This window comes from Candidatus Poriferisodalis sp. (assembly GCF_965237655.1).
Lineage (GTDB): Bacteria > Actinomycetota > Acidimicrobiia > Acidimicrobiales > Poriferisodalaceae > Poriferisodalis.
Map to the genome: position 1 here is coordinate 1,300,090 of NZ_CBDEGB010000001.1, position 24,402 is coordinate 1,324,491.

The window sequence follows — 24,402 nt, forward strand, 5'->3', positions numbered from 1 at the left end:
CCAGGGCCCGATCAGCCGACTGCGCCGACCTCGTGCAGCTTTTCGATGCCGTCTTCGTCGAAGCCCCAGTCGGCCAGCACTTCGTCTGTGTTCTCGCCCGGTGAAGCCGGCGGCCGGGCGACCTCGCCGGGGGTACGGCTGAAACGAGGCGCAGGCGCGGGCTGCATCACGCCTTCCACCTCGACGAAGCTGCCACGGGCGACGTTGTGCGGGTGATGGGGGGCCTCGGACAGGTCCAGCACCGGCGCGTAGCACACGTCTGAGCCGGCCATGATCCCGTCCCACTCGTCCCGGGTCTTGGTCTTGATGACCTCGGCGAGGCGTGCCCGCTTGTCAGCCCATTCATCCCGGTCGTTGCGGTCCACGGTGGGGGCGTCGGCCAGGCCGGTTTTCTCGAGCAGTTCGTCGTGGAACTTGCCTTCGATCGATCCGACCGAGACGAATTTGCCGTCGGAGGTCTCGTACACGCCGTAGTAGTAGGCGCCGCCGTCGAGGAAGTTGGACTCCCGCTCGTCCTGCCAGCCGCCCGAGCCGTAGATGCCGTAGATCGCTGCCATCAGCGATGCCGCACCCTCGGTCATGGCAGCGTCCACGACCTGGCCCTGCCCGGAGTCGCGCGCCTCGAGCAGCGCAGCGCACACGCCGAATGCCAGGTACATGCCCCCGCCGCCGAAGTCGCCGACCAGGTTGAGCGGTGGGCTCGGTGCCTCGGCGGGACCGATGGCGTGCAGGGCGCCGGTGAGGGCGATGTAGTTGATGTCGTGGCCGGCTGCGTGCGCCATCGGGCCTTCCTGGCCCCAGCCGGTCATGCGCCCGTACACCAGCTTCGGATTGCGGGCGAAGCACTCGTCTGGACCGAGGCCCAGCCGTTCGGTCACACCGGGGCGGAAGCCCTCGATCAGCGCGTCGGCCTGTTCCACCAGCTTCAGCACGGTCTCGACGCCGTCGGGCGACTTCAGGTCGACCGCAACCGAGCGCCGGCCGCGGTTGAGCACGTTGAACTTGCGTCCCCGGTCGATGCCGAGGTCCTCGGGCGTCATGCGATCGATGCGGACCACGTCCGCCCCGAGGTCAGCGAGCAGCATTGCGCAGAACGGTCCTGGGCCGATGCCAGCCAGCTCGATCACCTTGAGTCCCTGCAACGGTCCCATGGATTCCTCCCCGTCAGTGGGCGCCGTGGCCGCACACCCGTGTCGGCGAAGTCTTGCACCTCGGCTTGCGTGATGCCCGAGCGTGCTGCGAGCCCATGGCCGTCGGGGTGCTGGCCGGACCGCGTCGGCGCACTCACTAGCCTCGCCCGGCGATGGAGCGCTTTGGGTTCGTCGGCCTGCCCAACGCGGGGAAATCGTCGCTGTTCAATTCCCTCGCTGGCGGCGGTGCGCTGGCCGCGCCGTATGCGTTCGCGACAACCGATCCGAATGTCGGCGTGGCACGCGTGCCCGATGGCCGCCTCGATGCCCTGGCGCGCATGAGCGCAAGCCGCAAGGTGGTGCCCACGACCACCGCGTTCATTGACATCGGAGGCTTGGTAGAGGGCGCCAGCAAGGGCGAGGGACTGGGCAACCGATTCCTGGCCGGCATTCGCGAGGTCGATGCGATTGTCTTTGTGCTGCGTGCCTTCACCGATGCCGATGTGCCAGGTCCCGCCGATCCGCTCGAGCACCTCAGCATTGTGGAAACCGAGTTGACACTGGCCGACTTGGAGTCGGTGGAATCTCGGATCAACCGCCGGCGCAAGGCATTGCGCAGCCAGCCCTCCGACACAGCGCTTGCCGAAGAAGTAGCAGCACTCGAGGCTGCACTCGAGCACCTCGAAGCCGGCACACCGCTGTTCCGGGCATGGCCGCTCGCTGCGACGTGCAACGGTGCCGACGAACACCCGCATCGCGTGGCGCTGCGGAGCCACTTCCTGCTGACCGACAAGCCGGTCATGGCGGTCCTGAACATCGGCGAGGACCAGCTGGATGCGGCAGCCGAGCTTGCCGCGCCCATCGAGGCTGAGCTGCCGGGCGCCACGGTGCTGCCGCTGTGCGTGCAGCTCGAAGCAGAAGCTGCCCAGCTCGAAGCGGCCGGACGGGCTGAATTGCTGGAAGGGCTCGGTCTGGGCTCCGGAGCGCTGGAGCGATTCGTTGCTGGCGCGCACGGCCTGTTGGGATTGCGAACTTTTCTCACGACCGGTGAGAAGGAGTCACGGGCGTGGACATTCCGTGCTGGCTGGCGGGCACCGCAGTGCGCTGGCCGGATCCACACCGATTTCGAGCGTGGCTTCATCCGGGCAGAGGTGATCGATTGGGCTGAGCTGCTCGAACTGGGCTCATGGGGCGCGGCGCGCGACGCCGGCAGGATGCGCGTCGAAGGCAAGGACTACCCGATGCGCGATGGCGACGTCGTGGAGTTCCGCTTCAACGTGTAGCCATGCCGTGGTTGGCCTATGAGGACCGCGTGGTGGCAAGCCTCGAAGTCGCCCGCGCCCGGCGCGCACGCCGTCGCGGACTGCTGGGGCGCGACGACCTGACCGGGGCGCTGCTGATCGAGCGCTGCCGTGCGGTGCACACCGTGGGAATGAACTTCGAGATCGATGTGGCGTACCTCGACGCCGGCAGGCAAGTGGTCGACATCGTCACGATGCGGCCGGGCAGGATCGGCCGCCCCCGGCTCGGTGCACGATCGGTGATCGAGGCCCGAGCGGGCGCGTTCGAACGCTGGGGAATTCGAGTGGGCGACTCGCTCGACATCCGGCTCGACGCATAAGCACACCGGCACTCGCTGGGCGTGCTTGCCTACAGACATGACTGACCGGTCAGCCGCAGCCACCGCAGAGCAACCTTTGCTGTGGCTGGTCGCTACGCCGATCGGCAATATGGCCGACATCGCCCCCCGGGCGGTACAGGTGCTGCGCGAGGTGTCATTCGTGGCCTGCGAGGACACACGCCGCACGGGTCTGCTGCTGCAGCGGCTGGGCATCGGCCGGCGACCGCTGCTCGCAGTGCGCGAGCACAACGAGGCCGCGGCATGCGAACAGGTGGTCGAGCGCCTGGTTGCCGGCGAGACGGCTGCCTATGTAACCGACGCCGGCATGCCGGGCATCTCCGATCCCGGACAGCGCCTCGTCGAGGCAGTCGCGGCTGCCGGAGTGCCCGTCAGTGTCGTCCCGGGGCCGTCGGCGCCCATCGCCGCTCTCGCCGTGTCGGGCCTGCCGGCGCAACGCTGGGCGATGGAGGGCTTCCTGCCGCGCAGCGGGGACGCCCGCGCAGCGCGGATCGCCGAGATCGCTGCGTGGGAGCACACCGTGGTGCTGCTCGAATCGCCGAAGCGGATCGGAGCCACGCTGGCCGAGCTGGCCGACGCCTGCGGGAACGACCGACCCGCCGTGGTGGCGCGGGAGCTCACGAAGCTGCACGAGGAGGTGTCCCGCGGGACGCTCGGCGAGTTGGCGGCCCGTTTCGCTGACCATCCCAAGGGTGAGATCGTGGTGGTCATCGGCCCGGCGGCTCGCAAGGCCCCTTCCGACGATGAGATACGGGCCGAACTGGAGACCGAGCTCGCCGCCGGCGCCAGCGCTCGCGATGCTGCAGCAGTCGTGGCGCGCAAGCTCGGCGCTGGCCGCAACCGGGTGTACCCCCTGGCCGTGGCACTGGCGGGCGCGGCCTCTTAGGAGCCGCGCGGGCAGGTGAGCATCCACCGGTCGTTGTGGTGTCTCGCGTTTGATGGCGAGTGCATTCACCAGCCAACGACCAGTGGAGGCTCTGCGATCATGACACGCGCTGTGGACCCTGAGGTGTCAGATGCGATCTGGGCGGCTGTGGAGCCGTTGGTGCCGCCGCCAGATGACACTCATCCGTTGGGGTGCCACAACCCCAGAGTCCCCGACGAGGTGTGTTTTCGGGGGCTCCTGATTCGGTTGGTGACGGGTTCGTCGTGGACTGACATCGAGGCGTTCATGGGCCGTGTGGTGTCGGACACAACGCTTCGCGCGCGACGCGACGAGTGGATCGCTGCGGGGGTGTTCGACCGATTGTGCTCGCAGGCCCTCGCGGCGTTCGTCCGCATCATCGGGCTCGATCTCGATGTTGTGGCGCTCCACGGGTCGATCCATAAGGCTCCCTGCGGCGGGGACGGGACCGGGAAAAGCCCCGTGGACCGGGGAAAACTGGGCTGGAAATGGTCGGTGGCAGCCGAGCGCCGCGGCATCCCGATCGCGTGGAGCATCGACGGCGCCAACCGCAACGATGTCGCTTTGCTGGGACCCACCCTCGACGCTGTGGACGCCATCGGCCTCGGCTGCCACATCGGCACCCTGAGCCTGGACCGCGGCTACGACTCCCCCGCGGTGCGCGCCGGGCTCGCCGCTCGCGGGCTCACCGACCTCGACATCCAGCACGATCCTCGTCTTGTCCTCCACCGACATGGCGGGCTGACGGCCCATCAGGGTTCTCCTTCAGGTCAGCACCAAACAATGACCTGTCTCAAGAACCTTGACACGCGACAAGCCTCACCGAAGTGTTCACCATCGTGATGCTGGCGGGCCTGTTGCAGATCGTGCTGGGACTTCATCGACTGGCGCTTCGTGACGCGGATCTTTCGGGTCCAGCGCGAGCACCTGGCGATCATGGCAGTGACGTTCGGGTTCACCGTCTTCTTGGACTTGATCACGGCCGTGGCTCTGGGCCTGATCGTCGCAGCGCTGGCCCCCGCCAGGCAGTTCGAACGCTTGGAGCTCGACAGCGTCATGTCGACGCCGCTGCTGGACCGGAGCTTCCTGGGCACAACCAGCGACGGTGGAGTCGATGATCGACGAGTTCGCTGCTCGCGTCGCACTGCGACCATCGTGGTGGGCCTGCGTGGCACGCCTGCGGTCAGCCTCAACGGTCTGGGCGCGTTGCGGCACGTGCCCCAGAGCCACTTTGTGGAGACGTTGGACGAAGCGCGGGACCTGGCAGCCCGGATCCTCACCGTCGACGATTGAGGACGTCGCTGATTCACCCTGATTCCCAGACAGTTGCGGTGAGGCCATGGGCGGGCCTCGACGCCAACGCTGGGCTGGGTCGCGCTGGCAATCCTTCGCTCGGACGGCGGACCAGTCCCAAGGCGTCTTTGGCGCACTCGCCGAGAACGACGGACTGGAGATCCGGCGCAACGCCAGCAATGGATGCAGCTTCGAGCTGCGCACCCGCCCCGTCGAGGAATACGTTGCCTCCGGCGGTCCCCAATTTGTGACCACCGGCGATGAACCGCCCACGTTCACCCTTTCCGTGTCGCTGCCCGGCAACCCGCGAGAGCACAACGAACCATCTGCCGTCTGGGTGCTGCCCGGACATGGCCTGCGGCTGCACTGGCAGAGTGGGGTCTCGGCGGGCTGCAGCGGGGGGCGATCTATGACAGCCAAACCCACGGAAGAATCGCCGGCTCGCGGGGCCGGTGCCGGATTGGTTCGAGACGACGAGGAGGCGCAGCGAAGTTCGGACGAAGCCGAGCTGGGCGCGCCCGACGACAGCGAGCCCGCGCCGCCCGACGACGCCGGAGGGTCGCGAACTGCAGACGTCCTGGCGTACATGGGCGGGGCGCTGGTGCTGTTCGGGCTGCTGGCGCTGACCTTCACTTGGTTGACAAGTCTGTGGGGGATCGTGGCCCTGCTGGGCATCGGCGGCGCTATGGCGCTCGCGTTGTGCTGGGCGACGCGCCGGCTTCGCCCGGCGGCTGTGTCCGATGTGCTGGCGGGGATCGCGGCGATATCGCTGACCCTGTGCGTCGACACCGTGTTCGACGCCTCCGGCCTGGTGGTCGGTCCTGACGAGCGTTGGATCTTGGTGTGCGTGCCGGCGATGTTGCTCGGCGGAGCGATCTGCTGGTGGTTCCGTTCGCGAGCCGCTGGGTCCTGGGCGGCGGCGGGATTTGTGGCGTTGCCTCTGGCGCTGGCGACCGGCAGCGAGGAGAGACTGGGCTTCACGTTGCCGCTCAGCGTCACGGTGCCAACGGTCTCGGTCTGGGTGACCTTGGTGCTGATGGTGGTTGCCGTGACGCTGGTCGAACAGGCCGCCCGGGTGGCGGCGCGGCGCGGATTGGTTGTGCCCGCGACGGTCGCGTGGATCGTCTTCGTCGCCTCATCAACGCTCGGCACGGTGCTGGTGATTTCCGCCCGGGTGCAGGGTGAGTCCTGGTTCTATTTCGTACTGGTCGCCGCCGCGGCTGCCGTGACCGGGCTCGCGATCTGGGGGCGAGAATGGGTCCTGCTGTCGACCGCTTCGAGGCTGTTCTTCGCCGCTGGCGTGACCGTGTTCGGCGGCATCGACGACGGCCCAGGCCAGGCAATGGGACTGGTCGTGCTGTCGCTCAGCTGCTGCACATTCGCACCCTTCGTGCAGCGGCTGCCCAACCACTTCTCGGTGCGAGGCTGGCTGCGGATGATCTGGTTCACGGGGTTCTGCGCATCGTGCGCGTTTGCGTTCGCGCCGGGCGTTTGGCCGGCCGCAGGCGGGCTGTGGGCGGCTGGGGTGCTCGTGCTGGCGGCGGTCCAGCGGCGCGTGCTGGCGATGGTGCTGGCAGCGCTGGCGTTGTTTTTTGTGTTTCTCGTGACGGTGATCGAGATGTTTGGCGCCATTACCGGAACGGGGTTCGGGACGATCTTCTTCGGGATCACGCTGCTGGGCGTCGTGGTCGCCTGGCGAGAGCGGGTCGAGGTGGAGCCTGCGGCGCTCGAGCCGAGCCTGTGAAGCCGTTGAACTCGGCCAAGTTGCGACATGCGGCAAGTTCGCTCGCTGCAATGTTTCCGGGCCTTCTTACGTCACGCGACCGGCGTCGCGAAGCGTTGTTGCAAGGTTGTTGCGTGTCGTGAGTGTTTGGGGGTGGTCGGTGCCGAGCACTCGGGTCTGGTCGGCGAGAACTTGGGTGTAGATGTCGATGGCTTCGGGGACGCGGTCGGCGTCGCGGAGCGCTGTTGCGAGGTTGTTGCGTGTCGTGAGTGTTTGGGGGTGGTCGGTGCCGAGTATTCGGGTCTGGTCGGCGAGAACTTGGGTGTAGATGTCGATGGCTTCGGAGACGCGTCCTGACGCCCAAAGCGCCAATGCAAGGTTGTTGGCCGATGTCAGCGTGTCGGGGTGGTCGGTGCCGAGCACTCGGGTCCGGTCGGCCAGAACCTGCTCATGGAGGTCGGCGGCTTCGAGAATGCGCCCTGCTCCCCAGAGTGTCAATGCAAGGTTGTTGCGCGTCGTCAGTGTGTGGGCGTGGTCGGTGCCGAGCACTCGAGTCTGGTCGGCAATGACTCGGGTGTAGATGTCGATGGCTTCGGGGACGCGACCGGCGTCGCGAAGCGTCAATGCGAGGTTGTTGGCTGATGTCAGCGTGTCTGGGTGGTCGGGCCCGAGCACTCGAGTCTGGTCGGCAATGACTCGGGTGTAGATGTCGATGGCTTCGGGGGCGCGACCGGCGTCGCGAAGCGCTAATGCGAGGTTGTTGGCTGATGTCAGCGTGTCTGGGTGGTCGGGCCCGAGGGTGTCTTGGGTGTGGGCGATGAGGTCGCGGTACTGCTCGGCGGCGAGGTCTGGCCGGCCTGCGGTTGCGATGGCGTCGATGCCGTTGAATCGGACCGCCAGGTCGGTGTCGGCGTCGACGCTGCCGGGGTCGCGTTCTCGAAGCTCACCGAACAGTTCGTAGAGCCGGCGACGTTCGGATGCTCGGGCGGAGTCGTAGCCGAGGTCGCCCAGCACGACCGCAATCGCGGCGCTGACCGGGGCGGGGTCGACGATGTAGCCCTCGGCATGCAGCGCAACGATGGTGCGGGCGCTGTGAGAGCGAGGGGCGGGGTCGCGCAGCACGGCGCTCGCCACCGCACCGAGGACCTTGCGGCGTGCGTCTGACAGATACCGGTTCAGAATTCTGCGGCCGTCGTCGGTCGCGATGTCGTACTGGTCGGTCTCGGCCCATCGGCGCAGGTACTCATCGACGTGGGCAACCCAGCCGTAGGCGTCGCGGGTCGCGCCCACAGCTCCGGCAAGATCAGCGCTGGTGGGAAGCTTGAGGCCTGCGATGACCTCATCAAGGACCGCATCGCTCCATGTGCGGTGCCCGCGGCCGCCTTCGAAGTTGATCGCTTCGGGGGAGATAGCGCCGGCAACCGCGTACCGCAACCGCAACCGCTCAGGCAGCTGAGACCAGTAGTCCCTGTAGAGACCCTCGATAGTGGCGGCGGGAAGCGAGTCGATGTCTTCAGCAGAGATGCGAAGATCGCCCCGCTGGCCGAACTGCTCGCGGTATCTGGGCATCGCGCACACCAGCTCAAGCGCCAACGGATTGCTGTACCGATCAACCAGAAATCCCACGGTGGCCGAATCTGCCTGCGGATAGTGAGCTCGCACGATCTGCGCACAATCGGCGGCGTCCAACGCGACAAGTCCCGCGCCGTCAGGAAATGGCGGACCCGCGGCGACAAGATGCCCCACACGCAGCGCCCGCTCGCCCAGATCGCGAGCCAAGCCCGCGAACTCGGGCACCTCGTCGAGTTTTCCTGGCCACGTCGTGGTCACGACCAACAGATGGGAGCCGCGGCGCAACAGGCCCTCCAGCACCTCCAACAGCTCGGCGTCCGCGAGATGCACATCCTCGATAAACACCACCACCGGGAACCCTGCAGAACCCAACGCGCAGAGCTGTTCGACCGCCTGTGCAGCCAGGTCTCCGCCCCCGGCATCGACCGGTGACTCCTGACCCACCAGCCGCCGCTCCTGGCGTCGGACCCGAGCCGCGCCCGCCGCTGTGCGCACGATCGACGACGCCAACCCCGCACCCGGCACAACGGTCCCCGCCAGATGCTTCGCGCCTGGCACCGCGAGCGCCTTCCACGTGCTCAAGGCGCCCTGAATCGCCTTTTCCTTGAGGCCCCGACCGCGCCGGCACACCAAGTCGACGAACGGCGCATGCCGTTCCAGCTGCCCCAAATCCGAGCGCAGCGCCTCGATGGCCACGCCATGGCGATCTGAACACGACACCCCCCACCACAAGAAGTCCGGCAGCGAGCCCGACTGACGGTCCCCGGTCGGAACCACCGCCTTGCGATTCGGATCAGCGATCACCTCGGGCCAATAGCGCGGCGGCGACTGCCCACCGGCCAGCCGCGCATAGAACTCCCGACCCACACGCGTCTTGCCCCACCCCGACGGAGCCTCCAACGAAATCCAACGCGACCCGCCCGAATCGCGCACATCGTCGAACAGTGCCACCAAACCGTCCGCCAGCGCGACCCGACTTGCACCCACAAAACGCGACATCGCAAGATCGTACCGACGGTGAAACCCCCCATTTTTCGGTCACCTCGAGCATCCTCGAAGAATCGTGGAGAGGTGGTCCAGGCGGCGGACCGGCATCGCCATTGAGCCGTACGTCATCGTCCGCTGTTGATCGCCCGCCAGAATCAGGGCTGCTATGGCGCTGCCTGCGAGGTTTGAACGTTTCACGTTGCTCGGGATCGCATTGCTGCATCTCGGCGTGCAGTTGACGCACGCCTATGGTCATGCGGCCGCAGACGTGCCTGTCCCGGCCGTCCAGCAGGCGTACGTCGTGATCGTTGTGTCGCTCATGCCGGTCGCCGCGGTCTTGTTGGCGTTCCGCCGCCGCCTTCGGCTCGGTGCTGCGCTGTTCGCCGCGTCGATGTACGCCGCGTTCGTATTCGGCTACCTGCTGCACTTCGTCATCGACAGTCCTGACCTGCACTCCAACGTCGTCGGCGACGGCGCAGGCGTGTTCTTCCACACGGCGCTGAACCTGGCGCTGATCGAATTCGCCGGCTTCGCATTCGGTCTCGTCACGGCGGCTCGCCGAATCCGCTGAGCATTGCGCGCCGTGCCGCTGAGCGGATGGCGTCGATGTCGATGTAGCAGCCCTGCAGGTGCCGTCGTTCAGTCAACCGGAAGGCGCGGTGCCCGTGCAGCACCCGGCGGTTGTCGAAGGCCACCAGCTCGCCGGGCCGCAGGGTGATCTCGATCGCGAATTCGTCGCTGTCGAGGAGGTCGACGAAGGCGCGGTACGCGGCATAAAACGTCGCCGCATCGGCCCTGTTGGCACCGTACGGCTCCATCGAGCGGTTGTTGACGCTCACGGCCCGAACCGCACCGTCGCAGTCGAGTTCGATGAGTGGGCGCCGAGCCTGCAGATCTACTTCCGCGCTTTGGTAGCGGAAAGTGACGTCGGTTGTGGTGAGCGTTCGGAATGCGGCGGGGTCCTCTTCCCGCAGGCGGGCAGCGGCGGCGAAACCGTCCACGAACCGGCTGGCGCCGCCGCCGTCGCCCGCTGCGGCCAGGCAGTGCAGCAGCTGCACGGTCGGGCATGGCTCTCGGTAGGGGTTGTCGGTGTGGGCGGGCAGGCCGAGCGACGTGTAGGCGAGGTTGACGGGGTCGGGTTCGGCGACGACGTCGAAAAGGGTGCCGTAGTTGGTTTCCCGCACGAACCCGACCGTGTTGCCGACCTGGAGGACCGTTGCGGGCTCGACCCCGCAGTCGTGGAGCAGGGCGATGCCCCGCCGGGCCAGTTGGTCGACGAAGGGGCCATGATCACCGGACCAGCTTGTGCTGTCGGCGCGGAGCTGCTCCGCGAACGTTTGCGTCCACGGCTCGACGTGCACGTCGCCGGATTCTCCGGTGGGGATGTGGCAGACGTGCCGCTCTCCCGAACAGTGATGCAGGGTGACGGTCAGGTCGTGGTGGGTGCGGTCGGTGCGGATCACCGTCCACCCATCAAGCTCGGAGGCATCGATCAGGTGTTGATCGTTGCCCGGGTCGCGGCACTCGACACACCGGCACGCGTCGCGAGCCCACACCGGGTCGATAGGACGCTGCGGCGCGAGCGCGGCGGTGATCAGGCCCCGATAGGTCTCGAGCGGGGGAATGGCGAGGCCGTCCACCTTGCCGCCGTCGTCGTAGGCGCGCAGCCGCATCGCCTCGGCGGCGAAGGCGCCGGCTGCGAACGTCTCGGCGTCGTCGGCACACAGCGGGCCTCCCTGTTCGGCGAGTGACATCTGCGAGGCCCCGCTGAGGCGGTCGTGGTAGGCCGGCTCCACTGCCACGCGGTACCGCTTCGCCGTGACGTGGCCCCGGATGGGCTCGACGATGGCGGGGTGCAGGAGGGGTTGCAGGACCCGGGCGGCGACCTCGGCGTGGCTGGGCAGCCCCCACTCGCCGGCCCGGCCCAGGATGTGTCCGAGATCGTGCAGGAGGCAGGCGAGCACCATCTCGTCGCCGGCATCGTCCGCCGCAGCCCCGGCGGCGGCTTGCAGTGCGTGGTCGAGCATGGTCACCCGCTCGCCGTAGGACTCGTGGGCAGTGGCGGCCAGCAGGTCCAACAGGACGTCGGTGAGCGGGAACTCCCGGCCCAGCAACGACGACCCTTCCCGGCGGGGGTCGGGTGCGAACCCGCACAGGTCGGCGACGGTCGGGGCGACATCGAGGAGTGAGGCGGTCGGCCAGCCCGAGGCGGCCGCGACCTGGCCCGGCGCCCGCACCACCACGAACGTCTCCAGCACCTCGGGGATCTCGGCGCTGTGGTCAGTTCCCACTCCGCCGTGATCGGTGGTCACCAGCACGGATGCCTCGGGGCCCACGGCGTCGAGCAGCCGGGCCAGCGCCGTGTCTGACCCGGTGGCGGCGGCCACATACGGGGGGCTGTCCCAGCCGTGGGCGTGACCGTCGAGGTCGGGCTGGCAGAGATACACGAACACCAGGTCGTGGCGACCGTCGGCGATGGCCGCGACCGCGGCGTCGGCCGTTCGGCGGTCGTCGTCGGGGTAATAGCCGCCGTCGGTCACGAACCGCTGGTTGGCGGCGTCCCGTTCGATCACGGTGTCGAGCGGCAGCCAGCTGAGGAACATCGCGGTGGAGCGGCCGGCCTCTCGGGCGGCTTTCAGGAACGAGGGGGCGTCGGTGCGCAGCGGTTCCGGCGTGTTGTCGGACAGCCCGTGGGTGGCCGGATCGACGCCCCGGAACATCGACGTGTGGACCGGGAGTGTCCACGGCGGCGTCACGGTGCGAGCCGTGAAGCACGACGCCCCTTCGAGGGCAAGTGTGGTGAGCGCGGGCATGGTGGCGCGACTGATATGGCGCGGGGCCAACCCGTCGATCGACACCACTAGCAAGGGGGAACGCGGAGCCGTCGTGCCCGCAGAATACAGCCACGGGATGTGTCGCTAACGGCACCGGGTTGTACGCGGGCTGGTCGTTGTGAGCCTGGAGCTGGCTTGTGTCGACGGCGACAGCGATGTCGGGCTTCGGCTGGGCTGGGTTTGGCTGGATCGGGGGTCAGTCGGGGATCCAGGATTCGGTGTCGATGCCGAGCCCGTCGGCTATCCGGTTGGCATACGCGTAGTAGCCGACGACCTCGACGACGTCGAGAATGTCGCGGTCCGAGAAGCCGGCTGCGCGCAGCGTGTCGACGTCGGCGTCGTTCATTGCGCCCGGTGTGGTGGTGAGTTTGACGGCGAATTCGAGCATGGCTGTGCGCTTCGGCGAGAGCGCTGCGGCGGTCCAGTCGTGCTCGACCGCGGCGACGAGTTCGTCGTTGTTGATGAGCCGGCGCAGACCGCGCCGGTGGTGGACCAGTGGCAGTCGTTGGTGAGGCTCACGACGAAGGCGATGAGCTCGCGCTCGACCTTGCGCAGCGTGGCGGTGCCGGCCATGGCCGATTCGTAGAGGCCTTGGTGTGCTGCCATGCCGCGGGGGTTCAGCGAGTGGATGGTGAGGATGTTGTCGACCCGGCCGTAGGTGCGATCCACGACCCGGGGATGCAGCTCACCGAGCGCTCCGTCCCACGAGTCGTCGAGAATCATCTCGATACGTGCCATGCCGCAGCGTCTCACACCAGCGGGCAATCCGACGCACCGGGCAGCAGCCGGCACGGACCGGCTCTGGCTACGTTGGTCTGCATCGAGGGGAACACTTGTGAGTGCTAGTGCGGGGTTCGGGCTTGCGGGCCGAGGGACTTCCAATCGGCGCTCGTCGCATTCGTGGCGTCGGCCTCGCTGGGCTGACGGCCGATTGATCAGCCCGCTGGATGACGGAATTCCCGCGTGGGTCAAGTTGACCGTGGGTCTCTTGGCCGCAGTTGGGTTCTGGTTGTTCGGGCAGGCAGGTTTTCCGACAACCGCGACCGTGATTCGTCCTCGGCTACTCGTGGTGTTGCTGCTGGTGGCCTCCCTTTGCGCTTTGCTGGTCTCGCACGTCCGCGCCCGGGCGAATGGGCGTGCCGGACATCGGAATTGGGTACTCGTGGGGGGCGATCGGAACTCTGCTGTTCCTTCCGCTGACGGTGATGGGATTCGTTTCGAGCCGACGAATCATGGCCTTGGCCGAGAAGGACGCAGCTGGCGGTCCGGACGCCCCGGTCCTGTCTGGCTAGGTCCTGCGGCCAACGAAGCGTGGCCTGAACGATCTGGTCGCTCGGTCAACGGTGGTACACGTCTGATCTGCCAGTTACCACCATTGCTCGAACGCTCGATGTGATTCGGGTTGCAGCGTGACACCGCGTGGGAACCATGCGAGCTCTCGTGTGACGCCCGGCGCGGCTGAACGGCAGTCGATCCCGTCGAGTCCTTCGTCGAAGGCTGCTCAGCCGACAGGCCGGCAGGCGATATGCGGCACCAGTGAGCCGTCGCTGTCGAGCGGGTAGCTCACGGGAAGACCTGCGGTGGACAGCCCTTCGTCGGAGTACGCATCCGCTGCCCGGCCAGCCGGTACATCGACAGTGATGAGCAGCGGCGCCGTGGCCGGATCGAGATCTTCGGGACCGTAGGGCAATCCCTCGAACTGCCAAGCGAGATTCGCTCGAGCGGTCACTATGTCGCTACTGAGATACAGGCAATCGAGTCCCGCAGGGTTCCATCGCTGGCCGTCACGGGTCGCACAGGTGGCGTCGAGGGGATCGGCCCAATCGGGATCTGCGATGCGGTGGTGCTCGCCGCCGATCTGCGTTATGACGAAGTTCACGCCACGGCGGCGTAATCGAAGCTCGCCCGGATCGAGTCCGCCAGCCAGTCGTGCTCGCCGTCGGCGAGGACGTCGAGCATGTTGCGACCGCCGTAGGCCTTGGCGGGGCGACGCACCACGGCGGCGGGCATGCCGGCTCGGAGCCGGTGTTGCAGGATGTCGGCGATCTGGGCCATAGCACCGACCTTGGCAAGCCGTTCGGGCGGCGGACCAGCGAGCAGCCACTTGTCGACCGCTTGGCGCGTGACGCCCATCATGTCGGCCACATCGCGGCTCGACAGGTCGAAGATGGCCATTGCCCTGCGCAGCGGCTCGGCGTGATGCTGTTCGAGCTCGATGTCGCTGAACGACTTGAGCAGCCAAGCGAAGCGATGCTCGTCGATGCCGGGCCGCGGTTTGGTGCACTCGTGCGGCAGGCCTCCGACGACCCCTCGCAGGCAATCAACGAGCACGGTCAGCACGCCGATGCCGTCGACGCTGGGTGCTGCCCAGTACGTCTCGGCAACATGGTGTCGAAGCAGCGCGGACACCGTGTCGGGGGACAGCGCAGGATCCGGCTCCCGTGACGGCAGGTCGGCCAGGGCGCGAGACGCTGTGGTGGCCTGCGCCCAGTATCGACGCACCGTCGAAATGCCGCCGTCGTTGTCGAGCCACTTGGCCAACACATCAAGCGCCACAACGACATCTGGAACAACAAGAGCAGCGGCTGCCGAAGCCGACTCAAGGTCGCCTTCCAGCAGCTCATCCATGGAAGTCACAACGACGCGATATTGCTGGATGCAACCAATAGGCAACTGTTAAAGGTTGCAACAGGACTGGCCATACGCCGCCAACGGGTAGGCCCCGACCGGCCAGTACCACGGCTCGCTCCTCGTCGCAGATCCTCCGACGTCGCGCGCCGTCACCGCCGCCCTCACTGGCCGCAGTTGGCAGTCACTCGCCGACTCGTATAGATGAAACGCACATCAATGCGGACGGGCGATACTGAATCAGTGACGGTCCGAGTCGAGGTGCCTTCCGCGATGCTGCAGTGGGCTCGCGCCCGCTCGGGTATCGACGATGACACTTGGGCCACGCGTTTTCCCCGCTTCGACACATGGGTCGCGGGAGAATCAAACCCGACGTTGCGCCAGTTGCAAGAGTTCGCTCGAAGGACGTACACACCCGTCGGCTTCTTCTTCCTCGACGAGCCTCCGACGGAGAACATCCCCGTCCCGGACTTCCGAACGATCGGCGACCGCCCAGTGGCGGGCCCGATCACCGCAAATCTGCTCGACACCTTGTACATCTGCCTTGCACGGCAAGAGTGGTACCGAGACAGCCAATTGCTCAACGGCGAAAGACCTCTCGAATTCGTCGGAACGGCGACTCTCCAGACCCCAACCGTGCAGGCCGCTGCTTCCATGCGAGAGCAATTGGCATGGACGCCCCGTTTGCGCGAGCGCCTCACCAGTTGGGACGCAGCGTTGACAGCCCTGCGCGAGAACTCCGAGGCGGCGGGTGTCCTGGTCATGATCAGCGGCATCGTCGGATCCAACACGCGACGCAAGCTCGCTCCCGAGGAGTTCCGCGGCTTTGCCCTCGCCGATCCCTTCGCAGCTCTCGTGTTCGTCAACGGAGCCGACTCCAAGGCGGCGCAGGTCTTCACGCTGGCCCATGAGCTGGCACACCTCTGGCTCGGCTCGACTGCGTTGTCCGACGTCGACCCCATGTCTGCTCGCAGCTTCGACGAGGAACGGTGGTGCAACCAGGTGGCCGCCGAACTGCTCGTCCCGATGGACGAGTTCGAATCCGCATTCGACGATGCGGGCGACCTTCGGTCCCAGCTGCAGCCGCTTGCGGAGCGCTTTCGGGTGTCGACCCAGGTCATCCTCGGCCGGATCCGAGAGACGGGAACGCTGAGCTGGGACCAGTTCATGACCGAGCTGCGCATCGAACAAGAGCGAGTTGCCGCAATCGTTGCCGAGGGTGCGAGCGGGGGGAACTACTACGCCACCAAACCGGTGCAAGTCGGCAAGAGGTTCGCCCGCGAACTGATCGCCAGCACCATCGAGGGCCAAACGACCTACACCGAGGCGTTCCGGTTGCTCGGCGTGAAGAAGACCTCGACATTCGAGGGCCTCGGCCAGCAGCTCGGGGTTCTGTAGTGGCGTACTTGATCGACACGGATGTGTTCATCCGCGCGAAGAACGAGCACTACGGCTTCGACCTCTGTCCGGGTTTTCTGGGACTGGCTCGAAACGATGAACGCTGCCGGAACGGTGTGCAGCGTCGAGGCGGTCTTTCACGAGCTCATCGAGGGAGGTGACGATCTCGCACAATGGGCGAGGGATCATCGCTCATTCTTCTTGCCTCCTACGGCGGATGACATCGAGTCGATCGCCGCCGTCAATCGATGGGCCAATGACTCGCCCAACTACGAAGCCGCGGCAAAAACTGACTTCGCTCGGGCCGCTGACTCATTTCTCCTGGGCCAGGCTCTCGCCGGCAGCCACACCGTCGTGACACACGAGACGATCCGCGATAGTCGGCGCAAGATCAAGATTCCGAATGCAGCTGCTGCGCTCGAGGTCCGAGTCATCAATCCGTTCCAGATGCTGCTGGCCATGAGAGCCCGGTTTGTACTCGAACGACAGACCGGGCAGCTCACCCTCCCGACTCTTTAGCTGTCGGTTGGCGTGACTTCGCGACTTCGGCATGACCGTGGCTCGCTGCCTCGAAGCCCGGCTCATCCCTGTCGGAGCACATCACTGCTGGTAATTCGCTACTGCATGAAGTTGCGCAGCAGCGGCAGGATCTGATCGGGGATTTCTTCTGCGACAAAGTGGCCGGCGTCGTCGAATTGGTGCACTTCGAAGTCGCTGAGTTCGGCTTGCCAGCGTTCGAGTTCTTTGGGGCGGAAGGCGATGTCTTTGTTTCCCCACAGGGCCAGGGCGGGTTTGGAGACGAACGCTCAGCGGTTGTCCCAGATGGCTTCGAGCCAGTCCGTCGCGCCGGTGATGTACCCGGGCAGGGCGGCGTTCGCAGCTCGCTCTGCGGGGGAGGGCTGCGCTTGGCGGTAGTGGCCGATCACCTCGTCGCTGAGCGTGTCTTTGTCGGCGACCGCCTTGGGCATGACTCGGTTGACGAAGAAGTTGCGTCGCTTGATCAGGTACTGCCCCAGCGGGCTCGCCATCATCGAGCTGAAGAACCGGAAGTGGAATTCGCTCTTCACCGGCCAGCACCAGGTGTTGGCGACTACCAGCCGTTTGATCCGGTCGGGCTGGCGGTGTGCGAGGTTCAGGCCGATCGGGCCTCCCCAGTCGGTCAGGAACAGCGTGATGTCACGCAGGTCCAGTTCTTCGACGAGTTCGGTGAACGCCTCGGCGTGTGCGGGCCGGGAAGTCGTCGCGCACCCGTGGCGGCCCGCCACAATTGGGGCGGCCATGGCGACGCCTGTGAGGTTTGAACAGTTGACGCTGGCCGGGATCGCAGCGCTGCATCTCGGTGTGGGGTTGACGCACACCTACAGCCATGCGGCCGCTGACGTGCCGATCCCGGCCGTCCATCAGGTGTACATCGTGATCGTCGTGACGCTCATGCCGCTTGCCGCGGTGTGGCTGGCGTTCCGCCGCAGCTTGCGGCTGGGTGTTGCGCTGTTCGCTGCGTCGATGTACGCCTCGTTCGTGTTCGGCTACCTGATGCACTTCGTCCTCGACAGCCCAGACCTGCACTCCAACATCGTCGGCGACAGCGCAGGCGTGTTCTTCCACACGGCGCTCAGCCTGGCGCTGGTCGAGTTTGTGGGCTTTGCGTTCGGATTGGTTGCTGCGGTTCGGCGGATTCGTTGAGAGCTGTGCGGGCGGTGTCTCGGGCCGCCTGGACTGCGGGTCAGTCGGGGATCCAGGGCTCGGTTTCGAACCGCAGCTCAGCGGCAAAGTTGTCGCTGCCCAGCGGCATCTGGTGGTAGTGATGATGTTCGGCAACTGCGGCAACTGGAGTGGACCCTGAACGGAACTCACGAACTCGACCTGAGCCGACCCGTCTATTCGCTGACTGACGCGGCGGCAATCCTTGCTGTCAGCCGGAGCACGCTCGGTTGGTGGCTGGAGGGCGGCGAGCGTCGCGGCCACCACTACAAGCCAGTCATCCGGGTCGAAGCGACCGGCGACACCCGTCTCACCTGGCCGGAATTCCTAGAAGCAGGGCTCCTGCGTCAGTACCGGCGCACGCTCGGGGTCCGGCTCCATGAGATTCGCAGCTTCGTCTCTGCCCTTCGGGACGAGTTGGGAGTGGCGCATCCGTTGGCGTACGCGGCGCCGTGGGTCGGCGAGGGACGACGGCTGCTCGTCCGTTTTCAGGAGCGGTGTGAGCTGCGCGGCGAACTGCATCTCATCGCATTGGTCGATGGCCAGCCGTTGCTGCTTCCACCTGCTGATTCATTCGTGAAGCGGGTGGAATGGGACGACAACCGGCCGGTCGCGTGGTGGCCGCACGCCGACGATGCGTCGCCGGTCCGATGCCGGCCAGACCGAAGGTTCGGCCGTCCGGCCATCGCGGGCGTCAGCACGTCGGCGATCGTCGAGCATCTCGACGGGGGCGAGACCGAAAGCGAAGTGGCCGAGCAGTTCGACCTTGCGCTCGAGAGCGTCAGTTGGGCTGTCGCCTACGAGACATCGCGTGTCGCAGTGCACGCCGCGTGAAGCCCGCCACTGTTCGCTTCTACTTCGACGCACTTGCCGGGCGAGCCGCAGCAGCCTTCAGACCGTCGAGCTCTCCTGACTGTCACGCTGGGTAGGTGTGTTGGAGGCCGAGCCCGTCGGCGATGCGGTTGGCATGGGCGTAGACGCCAAAGTTGCTCATCGAGGCTTGCCCTAGTCGGTACGCCAGAGGTCGCGTCGACGCCTGAATTCGAAGGCGAGGTCGTCGATCTGAGCTTCGAGATCGTCGGGGGTGACCTCTTGGTCCTCAAGGCGTGAGTGGGCCATGACGTTTCGCAAGTGCCTGATGGCGCGGCGCCGGGCCTGGTCGGCGACCATGCCGTCGAGGCTTGTGCGGGGCACGAGTGCATAGACGATGTCGCATTGCATGGCGTCGGCGACCCTGGTGAGGGTGTCGAGCTTGAGCGTCCGTTCCCGCTCGCCTCGCTCGATGGCGGGGATGCGCGATGGGTGAACGCCCATGCGGCGAGCCAGGTCGCCGCTGGTCATCCCCAGCGAGTCGCGCAGCGTGCGGATCCAGCCCTGGGGCGGAGGGGCAAGGTCAGTGAGGTCGCCGTGCCGATCGAAGCGTTGGTCGAGCCGGCGGCGTGATTGGGCTCGTTTGTCGCGCAGCATGGGTCACCTGCCGATCTTGTCGCTATCGATAGGTATCGCTATGCAGATATAATGACTATATATCTATATCTGACAGCTAACCAATCCGATACGAATAGAGCGTCGACCAGGAATGGCATGGCCCCACTGCGGAGTGGACGGCCGAGCCGTCGTAGTTCAGTCCGGGATCTAGTCTTCGGTTTGGAGGCCGAGCCGTCGGCGATGCGGCTGGCATACGCGTAGTAGCCGACGACAATCAAGAGGATGGGTTGCTCGTTACGGTTGGCTTCGTCGAGGGGAACGTCTGTGAGTGTGAGCGCTGAACCCGAGTTGTCCCCTCAAGCGCCTTCGGTGAGGCCGTCGCCGTATTCGTGGCGTCGGTCTCGTTGGGCTGATGGGCGGTTGATCAGTCCGCGGGATGACGGAATCGCTGCTTGGATCAAGTTCGGCGCTTGGTTTCTGGCCGCAGTTGGATTCTGGTTGTTCGGGCTGGCGGGCATTCCGACTGGTGCAATGGTCCCTGGGGCCGGGTTGGTGGTCGTGTTGTCGGTGGCTGCGTCGTTGGGCGCTGCGCAGGTAGTGAACGTTCACGCTCATTCGTTGGCTGGGCGTGGGTCGTCGGCCGCCGCATCAGTCGAGAACGTGCTGCTTGAGACTGATAGCTCGGCAACGCGATGGCGAGCGGCGCGTTGGCCCGATGGCCGTTATGTGGCCGCCGGTGGCGTCGTCGCCTATATCGCCGCGTTTGCCGCCTCGGTGACGCTGATCTTGGCAATCTGGTTGCTCGGGCGCATGAGCGCTCCGGACCTCGGCGTTTCGTCATGGTGGGGGTCGTTGGGCTATGCGCTGCTCATGCCGATGACGTTCGTGGGAATTGTTTCCAGCCGGCGGCTGACCGCGCTCGCCTTGAACGACGCAGCAGACGGCCGGGCAGCTCCGGGCTCTCGTGCCGGCGCTGGCGAACCTCCCCGGCACCACACTTCAACGAAAACCAGCCACTGGACCCGATCAAGCTGACCCTACGATCGGCATGTGGTCCGAGCGGCCGTCGACATCGGCGTGGTTGGTCGCAGCCGGTGTCTTGGCGAGCTTCACGGCGAAGCAATGCTCGACGCTGTCGGGTCTGGGTCCTATTGCCTTGCTTTCGCGAATGGCACCACCTAGGGTGGGCACCTAGACCACCCGGCCCTTGAGGGGCCGGGTTTTCTTTTGCCTACCAGCCAGTCGGTCTGGACAGGGTGCCGACCGGATCGGGCAGTTGGCAGCTGGTGAAGTCAATCGCAGTCAGCTGTTGCCACCAGTGGCCGCCCACGCCGTCGTTGGGTTGCCCTGCGAGATCGCCGGCAAGCCACCGGTTGCTTGGGTTGACCGTTCCCACCGGTACGCGCAGACGGCTTTCGCGAACGGGAAGGCTCAGGTCGCTGTCATTCGTGATCACGATGGCTGCGTCGACACGCTGCGTCAGCACGTCAACCAGGAGCTGCGAAGCGAGGTTGACATTGGTTCCTTTCTCTTCGCTGCGGATATGCGAAGCCATGAAGACTGCATCGGGGACATCAACGCCCGAGGAATCCTGCACCATCATCGGCCACTGCGACGTCACGACCCTCGGCTTGCGGTCTCCACCGGCAACCGCTAGCGGCGACCGCACGACTCGTGCAACGAACCTGCCCACCAGGATTCGATCAAACGATTGGTGATGCCGCAGCGCCGCCACATAGCGATCTTGATGACTTCGGCCGTTGCTGTTTCTGCGCCCGTCAACGAACGCTGTGCAGTAAACGACTCGATCCAGCACCGCACCCCGAGCAACCCACGACGGGACTCCACCAATCAGGCGCAATGCGAGTTGGCGGAGGTCAAGCCAGCGCCATCCTGACTGACCGCGTCCGCAGATCGAACGTCCTCCGTAGAACAGGTTCAGTCCGTCGATGTAAGCCCCGACTCTCATCAGCCACCTTCGCTCACGAGGGTTGAACGCAAGACGGTTGCACAGACTGTGCGACGAGGCCTACTGCTTTTCGTCCTGGTTGGACTGCTGAAGCTGCGCAGGCGCTGGGCGCGACCCGTAGCTGGCTACGGCTCCTACCGGGCTGTTGCCTGGGCTGCGGGTCCGTCGGGGATCCAGTCTTCGGTCTCGAGGCCGAGCCCGTCCGCGATGCGGTTGGCGTAGGCGTAGTAGCCGACGACTTCTGTGATGTCGAGGATGTCCCGGTCGCTGAAGCCGGCTTCGCGCAGGGCGTCGATGTCGGCGTCGCTGGTGGCGGCGGGGGTCTCGGTGAGCTTGACGGCGCAGCGCAGCATGGCGGTGCGCTTGGGGGACATCCCGGCGGTGGTCCAGTCGTGCTCGACGGCGTCGACGAGTTCGTCGTTGCGGATGAGGCGGCGCAGACCGCGCCGGTGGTGGACCACTCAGTAGTGGCAGTCGTTGGTGAGGCTGACGACCAGGGCGATGAGCTCGCGTTCGACTTTGCGCAGGGTGGCGGTGCCGGCCATGGCTGATTCGTAGAGGCCTTGGTGTGCGGCCATGCTGCGGGGGTTGAGCGAGTGGATGGCCAAGATGTGGTCGACCCGGCCCCAGGCGGGGTCCACAACCCGGGGGTACAGCTCGCCGAGCTCGCCGTCCCAGTCGTCGTCCGCAATGACCGTGATGCGCGCCATGAGCCAGCGTGACACACCGGCAGGGCGTTGGTCGTACTGGGCCACGCCTCGCTTGGAAACGATTCTTCGGCGCTTCCCGTCGTGGGTACATTGAGGCGCAGTTCAGCGTCGGTGAGGCCCGTTCGCGGCCGGGAACTCGGAGCCAGATCAGATCGATGACCGCTTACGAGCCCCTCTCGGCACGCTTGAACGCCGCATTTGACGGCTGCTACGAGGCCCATCGCGCCTCGGCCCTGTCGGGCGTGCCGCAGTCAACGGTGTATCTCTGGGCTCGCAACGGGCTGGTGACACCGTCAGTGTCGCCGACTCGCGTGAAGCTCTGGTCCTATGCCGACTTGATGGCGCTGCGCATCGTCTACTGGCTGCGGCATCCGAAGTTCGAGATAGAGGGAAGCGTTCCTGCGAGCCCGATGCCGCGCGTGCATGAGACCCTCGCCGAGTTGGAGCAGCTCGGATTGGACATCTGGGACGACAGCGACGGCCGGCTGACGTCGCCGTTGCGGGTCGATGCCTCCGGCAAGATCTGGGTGGACGTCGACGGAATCCCTCATCGAGCGGGGCAAGCGGCGATGCCGGAGTCATTGGACCTCCTGGGTCCGTTCGATGTCGCCGACCGTCGAGGACCCGACCTCATCCGTCCCCGCCCGAACCTCCGCATCGTCCCCGGACGCGTCTCAGGCGAGCCGCACCTCGCCGGGTCACGCATCACGACCCTGTCCGCGGCCGCTGTCTACGAGAGCCTCGGTGACTACAAGGCGATCGCCAATCTGTATCCAGGCTTCGATGCCGAGGCATTCAGGGACGCAGTCGAGTTCGAGAGCTCACTGGCTGCGTGATGCAGCTCCCGCTGGATCACAACTTTTCTGAACCGATCGTCAACGCTCTGAAGCCTTGGATGGGCTCGCTGGAACTGCTGCCCATTCGTCAGATCGATGACCGGTTGACCGGTCTCGACGATCGCCCGCTGCTGATCGCTCTGCGACAGCTCGGATTCGAGGGATTGGTGACCCTGAACTACCGCATGCTGCGGAATCCCAGCGAGCTGGCCGCCATCATCAAGACGGGGCTCACGGTCTTCGCGATCGAAGGAGTCGGCCACGATCCGCTGCGTGCTACCGGTGCGTTGCTCCTTGATCTGCCGTCGGCGGTCAAGGCCGTGGACGCAGGGGCGAGTGTGGTGTATTGGATGAGGCCACGCCCGCCGCAACCGCAAGATCCTCGCGACTTGTTCGACGAGGCCGCGACGCGGCGACACGAGGACCCTGCTGAGCTCTATGACAGCGTCGAAGTGTCCGATGCCGAGCTGCAGACACCCGTGCTTGCGTCTAGCTAGCAGCCACGCAGTCGTCGCTCGTGGGTTGCGCATAGTCTCAGCGTCGATGGCGGGGCTTGGGTTGCTCAAGTGACGAACGGCACGATTCAACGAGTTGAGCTGTCGTATTGGCGAGCGGTGCGTCGCATCGAGGCACGCAAGGCCCGCAAGCAGGCGCGGGACGCCCATCGGGCTGAGCAATGGCGAGGCACGGTCTGATTGATCGCCGTTGTGTGTGCACGTTGATCGGCTTTGAACCTCTGGAGTCGTTCATTGGCGACAACGACTGACCACGTTCCCGAGTCGTCGCTGGGGTGGCTGAATGTTGACAATGCAGCGAGCGAGCGCTCGATGAGCCGGGCACGCTTGACGTCCTGCGTGCGGCGGTGCGTGATCTGGTGCTAGGCGAGCAGTTCGGCGAACCTGTTCGAGCCTTAGTCGGGCCGTTGCCGTTGAGGCCTTATTCCACGGGCATCTGATTGGATCAAGACCAGTCGTGGGCTCGATGCCAAGACCCACACAGTTCGTCCAGCAGAGCTCTAGCTGCCGCTGCTGCGCAGCTCGGCCAGCAGCGCTACATGGCCCTCTTTGATCGCCTGCCATTCATCGAGCCTGTCGTGCGCTTGCGCAATGAGCGCCTGCGCTAGTTCGGGATCGAACACGCTCACATCCTCGGCGTGCACAACAGCCCGTTCCGCGAGCGCCCAGATGCGCTCGTTCACGTAATCGAACGCCTGTTGTGACGCTGCGGCGTCGCCCAGTTCCCAGGCTGCGTCGTAGTTGTCGAGCCTCGCGAAAATCATGTTCCACTCGGCGTCGATCTTGTCGGCGCGCGCGTTGATTGCCACGAGCGCTGCCTGCTGATCTCGCACGGCTCGCTCTTGTCGGCGCTGCCGCTCGCGGCTCGACGCCGCTGCTGCGCGCACGAACTGGCCCATGATGCTCCCAAGTCTCATCGGCGCAGTCTCGCGCGTCAGCACTGGGGGGCACCGGCCGCGTTCGACCGCGTCACTGGGCTCGATCTGGGAGCCGTGGCGGTCGACGGGTCCATGCACAAAGCGCCCTGCGTGGTCCCGGGACAAGCAAGAGCCTTGTTGACAGGCGCATGACGGGCTGGAAGTGATCCGTGGCATCAGAACGCCACGACATCCCGGTCGGGCGAAGCGTCGACGGC

General features: G+C 66.1%; 28 protein-coding genes. 16 read left to right on the top strand and 12 right to left on the bottom strand.

Annotated features, from left to right (window positions below):
• Nucleotides 1-11: 11 nt before the first annotated feature.
• Nucleotides 12-1,151, bottom strand: a complete 1,140-nt coding sequence (locus ACPXYO_RS06285; protein ID WP_423917801.1) for a CaiB/BaiF CoA transferase family protein — start codon at nucleotides 1,149-1,151, stop codon at nucleotides 12-14.
• A 152-nt stretch (nucleotides 1,152-1,303) separates the two neighbouring features.
• Here ACPXYO_RS06285 and ychF point away from each other — a divergent pair, with 152 nt between their 5' ends.
• From ychF to ACPXYO_RS06315, 6 genes are all read left to right on the top strand, one after another.
• A complete protein-coding gene (gene ychF / locus ACPXYO_RS06290; RefSeq protein ID WP_423917804.1) occupies nucleotides 1,304-2,413 on the top strand; it encodes a redox-regulated ATPase YchF in 1,110 nt (369 codons plus the stop codon).
• Nucleotides 2,414-2,415: 2 nt separating this feature from the next.
• Complete coding sequence (locus ACPXYO_RS06295; RefSeq protein WP_423917807.1) at nucleotides 2,416-2,751, top strand: DUF192 domain-containing protein; 336 nt, start codon at nucleotides 2,416-2,418, stop codon at nucleotides 2,749-2,751.
• Nucleotides 2,752-2,788: 37 nt separating this feature from the next.
• Nucleotides 2,789-3,655, top strand: coding sequence for a 16S rRNA (cytidine(1402)-2'-O)-methyltransferase (gene rsmI / locus ACPXYO_RS06300; RefSeq protein ID WP_423917810.1), 867 nt, complete (start codon nucleotides 2,789-2,791; stop codon nucleotides 3,653-3,655).
• A 99-nt stretch (nucleotides 3,656-3,754) separates the two neighbouring features.
• Nucleotides 3,755-4,516 carry a transposase gene (locus tag ACPXYO_RS06305; protein ID WP_423917812.1) on the top strand — a complete coding sequence of 254 codons (762 nt, stop codon included), beginning with the start codon at nucleotides 3,755-3,757 and terminating at the stop codon, nucleotides 4,514-4,516.
• 51 nt (nucleotides 4,517-4,567) lie between these two features.
• Entirely contained in the window at nucleotides 4,568-4,966 is a 399-nt protein-coding gene (locus ACPXYO_RS06310) for a hypothetical protein (protein ID WP_423917815.1), read from the top strand.
• Between the two features lie 46 nt (nucleotides 4,967-5,012).
• Nucleotides 5,013-6,710: a hypothetical protein gene (locus ACPXYO_RS06315; protein ID WP_423917818.1), complete on the top strand. Its 1,698-nt coding sequence runs from the start codon at nucleotides 5,013-5,015 to the stop codon at nucleotides 6,708-6,710.
• Nucleotides 6,711-6,776: 66 nt separating this feature from the next.
• On the opposite strand, the gene ACPXYO_RS06320 is transcribed toward ACPXYO_RS06315, so the two are convergent.
• A complete protein-coding gene (locus ACPXYO_RS06320) occupies nucleotides 6,777-9,260 on the bottom strand; it encodes a tetratricopeptide repeat protein (RefSeq protein WP_423917821.1) in 2,484 nt (827 codons plus the stop codon).
• 154 nt (nucleotides 9,261-9,414) lie between these two features.
• On the opposite strand from ACPXYO_RS06320, the gene ACPXYO_RS06325 reads away from it, so the two are divergent.
• Nucleotides 9,415-9,819: a hypothetical protein gene (locus tag ACPXYO_RS06325; protein ID WP_423917824.1), complete on the top strand. Its 405-nt coding sequence runs from the start codon at nucleotides 9,415-9,417 to the stop codon at nucleotides 9,817-9,819.
• On the opposite strand, the gene ACPXYO_RS06330 is transcribed toward ACPXYO_RS06325, so the two are convergent.
• From ACPXYO_RS06330 to ACPXYO_RS06345, 4 genes are all read right to left on the bottom strand, one after another.
• Nucleotides 9,794-12,109 carry a TauD/TfdA family dioxygenase gene (locus tag ACPXYO_RS06330; RefSeq protein ID WP_423918714.1) on the bottom strand — a complete coding sequence of 772 codons (2,316 nt, stop codon included), beginning with the start codon at nucleotides 12,107-12,109 and terminating at the stop codon, nucleotides 9,794-9,796. The two genes, ACPXYO_RS06325 and ACPXYO_RS06330, sit on opposite strands and share 26 nt — an antisense overlap.
• Nucleotides 12,110-12,278: 169 nt before the next feature.
• Nucleotides 12,279-12,662, bottom strand: a complete 384-nt coding sequence (locus ACPXYO_RS06335) for a peroxidase-related enzyme (RefSeq protein ID WP_423918716.1) — start codon at nucleotides 12,660-12,662, stop codon at nucleotides 12,279-12,281.
• Nucleotides 12,663-13,583: 921 nt separating this feature from the next.
• On the bottom strand, nucleotides 13,584-13,961 hold the full coding sequence (locus ACPXYO_RS06340; protein WP_423917827.1) for an RES domain-containing protein: 378 nt from the start codon (nucleotides 13,959-13,961) through the stop codon (nucleotides 13,584-13,586).
• On the bottom strand, nucleotides 13,958-14,710 hold the full coding sequence (locus ACPXYO_RS06345; RefSeq protein ID WP_423917830.1) for a hypothetical protein: 753 nt from the start codon (nucleotides 14,708-14,710) through the stop codon (nucleotides 13,958-13,960). The genes ACPXYO_RS06340 and ACPXYO_RS06345 overlap by 4 nt, the downstream gene beginning before the upstream one ends.
• Nucleotides 14,711-14,953: 243 nt before the next feature.
• Between ACPXYO_RS06345 and ACPXYO_RS06350 the strand changes: the two genes are divergently transcribed.
• Genes ACPXYO_RS06350 through ACPXYO_RS06360 form a run of 3 tightly spaced genes read left to right on the top strand, consistent with a single transcriptional unit; the run spans nucleotide 14,954 to nucleotide 16,627 of the window.
• Complete coding sequence (locus tag ACPXYO_RS06350; RefSeq protein ID WP_423917832.1) at nucleotides 14,954-16,108, top strand: ImmA/IrrE family metallo-endopeptidase; 1,155 nt, start codon at nucleotides 14,954-14,956, stop codon at nucleotides 16,106-16,108.
• 23 nt (nucleotides 16,109-16,131) lie between these two features.
• Entirely contained in the window at nucleotides 16,132-16,269 is a 138-nt protein-coding gene (locus tag ACPXYO_RS06355; RefSeq protein ID WP_423918719.1) for a hypothetical protein, read from the top strand.
• Nucleotides 16,205-16,627: a DUF4411 family protein gene (locus tag ACPXYO_RS06360; protein ID WP_423917835.1), complete on the top strand. Its 423-nt coding sequence runs from the start codon at nucleotides 16,205-16,207 to the stop codon at nucleotides 16,625-16,627. The genes ACPXYO_RS06355 and ACPXYO_RS06360 overlap by 65 nt, the downstream gene beginning before the upstream one ends.
• A gap of 287 nt (nucleotides 16,628-16,914) precedes the next feature.
• Here the strand turns inward: ACPXYO_RS06360 and ACPXYO_RS06365 are convergent, their stop codons facing one another.
• Nucleotides 16,915-17,388 (bottom strand): alpha/beta fold hydrolase, encoded by a 474-nt coding sequence (locus ACPXYO_RS06365; RefSeq protein WP_423917837.1) that lies wholly within the window; start codon nucleotides 17,386-17,388, stop codon nucleotides 16,915-16,917.
• 10 nt (nucleotides 17,389-17,398) lie between these two features.
• Between ACPXYO_RS06365 and ACPXYO_RS06370 the strand changes: the two genes are divergently transcribed.
• The gene (locus tag ACPXYO_RS06370; protein ID WP_423917840.1) at nucleotides 17,399-17,791 is read left to right on the top strand and encodes a hypothetical protein; all 393 of its coding nucleotides are present in this window, start codon (nucleotides 17,399-17,401) and stop codon (nucleotides 17,789-17,791) included.
• Nucleotides 17,792-18,232: 441 nt separating this feature from the next.
• Complete coding sequence (locus ACPXYO_RS06375; protein ID WP_423917843.1) at nucleotides 18,233-18,643, top strand: DUF433 domain-containing protein; 411 nt, start codon at nucleotides 18,233-18,235, stop codon at nucleotides 18,641-18,643.
• Nucleotides 18,644-18,814: 171 nt separating this feature from the next.
• On the opposite strand, the gene ACPXYO_RS06380 is transcribed toward ACPXYO_RS06375, so the two are convergent.
• Nucleotides 18,815-19,276, bottom strand: a complete 462-nt coding sequence (locus ACPXYO_RS06380) for a mobile mystery protein A (protein ID WP_423917846.1) — start codon at nucleotides 19,274-19,276, stop codon at nucleotides 18,815-18,817.
• 381 nt (nucleotides 19,277-19,657) lie between these two features.
• On the opposite strand from ACPXYO_RS06380, the gene ACPXYO_RS06385 reads away from it, so the two are divergent.
• Nucleotides 19,658-20,272 carry a hypothetical protein gene (locus ACPXYO_RS06385; RefSeq protein ID WP_423917849.1) on the top strand — a complete coding sequence of 205 codons (615 nt, stop codon included), beginning with the start codon at nucleotides 19,658-19,660 and terminating at the stop codon, nucleotides 20,270-20,272.
• A gap of 196 nt (nucleotides 20,273-20,468) precedes the next feature.
• On the opposite strand, the gene ACPXYO_RS06390 is transcribed toward ACPXYO_RS06385, so the two are convergent.
• The 3 genes from ACPXYO_RS06390 to ACPXYO_RS06400 all read right to left on the bottom strand — a co-directional run bounded on the left by ACPXYO_RS06390 (nucleotide 20,469) and on the right by ACPXYO_RS06400 (nucleotide 21,961).
• The gene (locus tag ACPXYO_RS06390) at nucleotides 20,469-21,206 is read right to left on the bottom strand and encodes an NYN domain-containing protein (protein WP_423917852.1); all 738 of its coding nucleotides are present in this window, start codon (nucleotides 21,204-21,206) and stop codon (nucleotides 20,469-20,471) included.
• A 134-nt stretch (nucleotides 21,207-21,340) separates the two neighbouring features.
• Entirely contained in the window at nucleotides 21,341-21,667 is a 327-nt protein-coding gene (locus tag ACPXYO_RS06395) for a peroxidase-related enzyme (RefSeq protein ID WP_423917855.1), read from the bottom strand.
• Entirely contained in the window at nucleotides 21,668-21,961 is a 294-nt protein-coding gene (locus ACPXYO_RS06400; protein WP_423917857.1) for a peroxidase, read from the bottom strand.
• Nucleotides 21,962-22,071: 110 nt separating this feature from the next.
• Here ACPXYO_RS06400 and ACPXYO_RS06405 point away from each other — a divergent pair, with 110 nt between their 5' ends.
• The 3 genes from ACPXYO_RS06405 to ACPXYO_RS06415 all read left to right on the top strand — a co-directional run bounded on the left by ACPXYO_RS06405 (nucleotide 22,072) and on the right by ACPXYO_RS06415 (nucleotide 23,447).
• On the top strand, nucleotides 22,072-22,752 hold the full coding sequence (locus ACPXYO_RS06405) for a hypothetical protein (RefSeq protein ID WP_423917859.1): 681 nt from the start codon (nucleotides 22,072-22,074) through the stop codon (nucleotides 22,750-22,752).
• Entirely contained in the window at nucleotides 22,752-23,249 is a 498-nt protein-coding gene (locus tag ACPXYO_RS06410; RefSeq protein WP_423917860.1) for a hypothetical protein, read from the top strand. Before ACPXYO_RS06405 ends, ACPXYO_RS06410 begins: the two co-directional genes overlap by 1 nt.
• Nucleotides 23,250-23,318: 69 nt before the next feature.
• Nucleotides 23,319-23,447 carry a hypothetical protein gene (locus tag ACPXYO_RS06415; RefSeq protein WP_423917863.1) on the top strand — a complete coding sequence of 43 codons (129 nt, stop codon included), beginning with the start codon at nucleotides 23,319-23,321 and terminating at the stop codon, nucleotides 23,445-23,447.
• A gap of 320 nt (nucleotides 23,448-23,767) precedes the next feature.
• Here ACPXYO_RS06415 and ACPXYO_RS06420 read toward each other — a convergent pair whose 3' ends face one another.
• On the bottom strand, nucleotides 23,768-24,184 hold the full coding sequence (locus tag ACPXYO_RS06420) for a hypothetical protein (RefSeq protein WP_423917865.1): 417 nt from the start codon (nucleotides 24,182-24,184) through the stop codon (nucleotides 23,768-23,770).
• Nucleotides 24,185-24,402 lie beyond the last annotated feature (218 nt).

Coding starts and splice junctions, on each gene's coding strand:
- ACPXYO_RS06325 (WP_423917824.1), top strand. CDS start 9,415: ATGGCGCTGCCTGCGAGGTTTGAACGTTTCACGTTGCTCGGGATCGCA.
- ACPXYO_RS06360 (WP_423917835.1), top strand. CDS start 16,205: ATGAACGCTGCCGGAACGGTGTGCAGCGTCGAGGCGGTCTTTCACGAG.
- ACPXYO_RS06365 (WP_423917837.1), bottom strand. CDS start 17,388: ATGGCCGCCCCAATTGTGGCGGGCCGCCACGGGTGCGCGACGACTTCC.
- ACPXYO_RS06420 (WP_423917865.1), bottom strand. CDS start 24,184: ATGAGACTTGGGAGCATCATGGGCCAGTTCGTGCGCGCAGCAGCGGCG.
- ACPXYO_RS06320 (WP_423917821.1), bottom strand. CDS start 9,260: ATGTCGCGTTTTGTGGGTGCAAGTCGGGTCGCGCTGGCGGACGGTTTG.
- ACPXYO_RS06380 (WP_423917846.1), bottom strand. CDS start 19,276: ATGCTGCGCGACAAACGAGCCCAATCACGCCGCCGGCTCGACCAACGC.
- rsmI (WP_423917810.1), top strand. CDS start 2,789: ATGACTGACCGGTCAGCCGCAGCCACCGCAGAGCAACCTTTGCTGTGG.
- ACPXYO_RS06390 (WP_423917852.1), bottom strand. CDS start 21,206: ATGAGAGTCGGGGCTTACATCGACGGACTGAACCTGTTCTACGGAGGA.
- ACPXYO_RS06315 (WP_423917818.1), top strand. CDS start 5,013: ATGGGCGGGCCTCGACGCCAACGCTGGGCTGGGTCGCGCTGGCAATCC.
- ACPXYO_RS06295 (WP_423917807.1), top strand. CDS start 2,416: ATGCCGTGGTTGGCCTATGAGGACCGCGTGGTGGCAAGCCTCGAAGTC.
- ACPXYO_RS06285 (WP_423917801.1), bottom strand. CDS start 1,151: ATGGGACCGTTGCAGGGACTCAAGGTGATCGAGCTGGCTGGCATCGGC.
- ACPXYO_RS06405 (WP_423917859.1), top strand. CDS start 22,072: ATGACCGCTTACGAGCCCCTCTCGGCACGCTTGAACGCCGCATTTGAC.
- ychF (WP_423917804.1), top strand. CDS start 1,304: ATGGAGCGCTTTGGGTTCGTCGGCCTGCCCAACGCGGGGAAATCGTCG.
- ACPXYO_RS06305 (WP_423917812.1), top strand. CDS start 3,755: ATGACACGCGCTGTGGACCCTGAGGTGTCAGATGCGATCTGGGCGGCT.
- ACPXYO_RS06345 (WP_423917830.1), bottom strand. CDS start 14,710: ATGGATGAGCTGCTGGAAGGCGACCTTGAGTCGGCTTCGGCAGCCGCT.
- ACPXYO_RS06410 (WP_423917860.1), top strand. CDS start 22,752: ATGCAGCTCCCGCTGGATCACAACTTTTCTGAACCGATCGTCAACGCT.